This window comes from Agromyces humi, assembly GCF_009720255.1.
GTDB lineage: Bacteria > Actinomycetota > Actinomycetes > Actinomycetales > Microbacteriaceae > Agromyces > Agromyces humi.
In genome coordinates this window covers 1-3,053 of record NZ_WJSP02000415.1, presented here as the reverse complement: position 1 = coordinate 3,053, position 3,053 = coordinate 1, and the positions used below count along the sequence as shown (strand labels likewise).

The 3,053-nt window shown below is 73.5% G+C and carries 3 protein-coding genes; all 3 read left to right on the top strand.

The window, feature by feature from the left end; translation table 11 throughout:
• Positions 1 to 178: 178 nt before the first annotated feature.
• Positions 179 to 670, top strand: a complete 492-nt coding sequence (gene coaD / locus GH736_RS20095; protein ID WP_159606486.1) for a pantetheine-phosphate adenylyltransferase — start codon at positions 179 to 181, stop codon at positions 668 to 670.
• Entirely contained in the window at positions 667 to 1,704 is a 1,038-nt protein-coding gene (locus GH736_RS20090; RefSeq protein WP_407922380.1) for an AAA family ATPase, read from the top strand. Before coaD ends, GH736_RS20090 begins: the two co-directional genes overlap by 4 nt.
• A gap of 1 nt (position 1,705) precedes the next feature.
• Positions 1,706 to 3,053: DUF58 domain-containing protein (locus GH736_RS20085; protein WP_159606484.1), on the top strand; the 1,348-nt coding region annotated here is incomplete at its 3' end.

Below are 3,053 nucleotides of genomic sequence, written 5' to 3'. Positions count from 1 at the left end.
CGACGCCCGGGAGCTCGCGGCCGAGGTGCTCGCGGGCGATCCCGGCCTCGACGGGCACCCGGCGCTCGCCGCGGAGGTACGGCGCCGGGTCGACGCCGAGGCCAGCGGGTTCCTGAGCAAGGGCTGAGACTCTGGATCGGCCCTTTCGCGCCGACTTCCGCGCACTACGCTGGTGCGTATGCAGCGGATCGCCGTCGTCCCAGGATCGTTCGACCCCGTCACGCTCGGCCACCTCGACGTCATCGGGCGGGCCGCGGGGCTGTACGACGAGCTGCATGTCGTCGTGGTGCACAACCCCGACAAGTCGGCGCTGCTGCCCATCGCGCAGCGTGTCGCGCTCATCGAGCGGTCGATCGCCGATGCCGGCATCCAGGGCCGCATCGTCGTCGCGTCGTGGAGCATGGGCCTCCTGGTCGACTACTGCACCGACGTCGGTGCGACGGTGCTCGTCAAGGGCATCCGCTCGCAGATCGACGTGGCCTACGAGACGCCGATGGCGATCGTGAACCGCCACCTGGCCGGCGTCGAGACCGTCTTCCTCCTCCCCGACCCGGCGAACGCCCACGTGTCGAGCTCGCTCGTGCGGCAGGTGTCCGCGCTCGGCGGCGACGTCGCGCCCTACGTGCCCGTCGCCGTCTCCGACTACCTCCAGGCGGCGATGACGACATGACCGAAGCGGCAGTGACCCTCAGTGGCGCCGGCGACGCGGCCGACGCGCCCGCGCTCATGATGGGCATCGACGAGGTGGGGTCGCGCGCCGCCGCCATCGTGCAGAACGTCGAGACCGTCATCGCCGGCAAGCGCGACGCCATCACCGCGGCACTCACCGTGCTGCTGGCCGAGGGGCACCTGCTCATCGAGGACGTGCCCGGGGTCGGCAAGACGATGCTCGCCAAGGCGCTCGCCCGCTCGGTCGACAGCAGCGTGAGCCGCATCCAGTTCACGCCCGACCTGCTGCCGAGCGACGTGACGGGCGTGTCCGTGTTCGACCAGGCGAGCCGCCGCTTCGAGTTCAAGCGCGGGCCGGTGTTCGCCAACATCATCATCGGCGACGAGATCAACCGCGCGAGCCCCAAGACGCAGTCCGCCCTCCTCGAGTGCATGGAGGAGCGGCAGGTCACGGCCGACGGCACGACGTACGTGCTCGAGCCGCCGTTCACCGTCGTCGCCACCCAGAACCCGGTCGAGATGGAGGGCACCTACCCGCTGCCCGAGGCGCAGCGCGACCGCTTCATGGCGCGCGTGTCGATGGGCTACCCGTCGCCGGCCGACGAGATCGCCATGCTCTCCCAGCGCGAGACGTCGAGCCCCCTCGACCGGCTCGGGCCGGTCGTCACGCTCGCCGAGCTGCGCGAGATGATCGCGGCGGTGCAGCACGTCTTCACGTCCCAGCCCGTCAAGGAGTACGCGGTGCAGCTCGCCCGCGCCACTCGCGAGGATCGACAGCTGCGGCTCGGCGCAAGCCCCCGCGCCACCCTGCAGCTGATCCGCGCGGCGAAGGCCCACGCCGCCATGCACGGGAGAGACTTCGTGCTGCCCGACGACGTGGACGCGCTCGCCGTGCCCGTGCTCGCACACCGGCTCGTGCCCACGAGCCGGGCCGTCGGCTCGCACGACCGCGACAGCGGGCCGCTCATCGACGCCATCGTGCGCCGCATCGTGGGGGAGACGCCGGTTCCGGTCGGCAGCGCACGAAGGAACTGACATGTCCCGCCCGCGTCCCCTTCGCGTCTCGGCCTGGCCGCGGCTCACGCGTCGCGGGGGCACGCTGGTCGTGGTGGGCGTGGCGCTGCTCGCGGTGTCGCTGTGGTTCGACCTGCGCGACATCCTGCTCCTCGCCTTCGTGGGCATCGCGATGCCCGCCGCCGCCGCGGTCTTCGTGGTCGTGCGCACGCCGAGGCTCGCGGTCACCCGGGCGTTCGCCCCGCCGGTGGTGGCGGCCGGGGGCTCGACCCGGGTGTCGCTCGTGGTCAAGAACCGCGGACGGCGCACGTTCGACGGCGCGCACTGGCGGGACACGGCGCCCGAGGGCGTCACCGCGCCGCCCGAGGCCATCCTGCCCGCGATCGGCCCCTACGAGGGGGTGCTCCCGTCGGGCGACGACACGGTGCGCCTCGAGTACCGGCTCCGGATGCCGCGGCGCGGCGTCGTCTCGGTCGGACCGCTCCGCGTCGGCATCACCGACCCGTTCGGGCTCGCCCGCATCGACCGCGAGATCGGCACCGGACACGAGCTGGTGGTCACGCCGAGGGTCACGCCCCTCGAGGCCGCGCTCGGCAGCGCCGCGTCCATCGACGGCGTCGTGCACGGCCTGCAGCGGCGGTCGCATCCCAACTCCGACGAGCTGATCGCGCGCGAGTACCGTTACGGCGACCCGCTTCGCCGGGTGAACTGGGCGGCCACCGCTCGTCGCGGCGAGCTCATGGTGCGAGAGGAGGAGCAGCGCGGCGACCCCGAGGCGCGCATCCTGCTCGACACGACGATGGCCGGCCGCCCGCACGTGTCATCGCTGCGGCGTGAGCACGACGATCGCCCGCACCACGCCTTCGAGCTCGGCATCGAGGTCGCCGCGTCGATCGGCGTGCACCTGCTCGAGCGGGGATTCCAGGTGCGCTGCACGCAGATCGCCGATCCCGAGCGCGGCGTCGTGCCCGGCAGCGCCCTCGACGGCGGCTATCGGATGCCGGGCGGCGACCGCGTGTTCCTCGAGGACCTCGCGCGGATCGATGAGCCCCGGCGTGCCGCCCCGCACGGGGATGCCGCGACGGCGGGCCGGGTGTCGCGCCCACGGGCGCGGGAGGCGCGAGCGCCGGGATTCGCCGTGCTGGTGGATCCCGACGACCAGGACGCCGCGAACCTCGTCGCGCTGCGGCCGGGGTTCGAGCCCGCGGTGGCCTTCGCCGCCGAGACCACGTCGAGGCGGGTGCTCGACGCGCTCGAGGAGGCCGACTGGCGCATCGTGCGGGTGCGCAGGCCCGCGGAGATCGGCGACGCCTGGGCCGGGGTCGCCGTCACGGCCCGGGGCCACGGCTCGGGCGGAACCGTGGGCGACG

What these genes read in the sequence shown, in the direction of transcription:
- coaD (WP_159606486.1), top strand. Translation starts at nt 179, where the DNA reads ATGCAGCGGATCGCCGTCGTCCCAGGATCGTTCGACCCCGTCACGCTC.
- GH736_RS20090 (WP_407922380.1), top strand. Translation starts at nt 667, where the DNA reads ATGACCGAAGCGGCAGTGACCCTCAGTGGCGCCGGCGACGCGGCCGAC.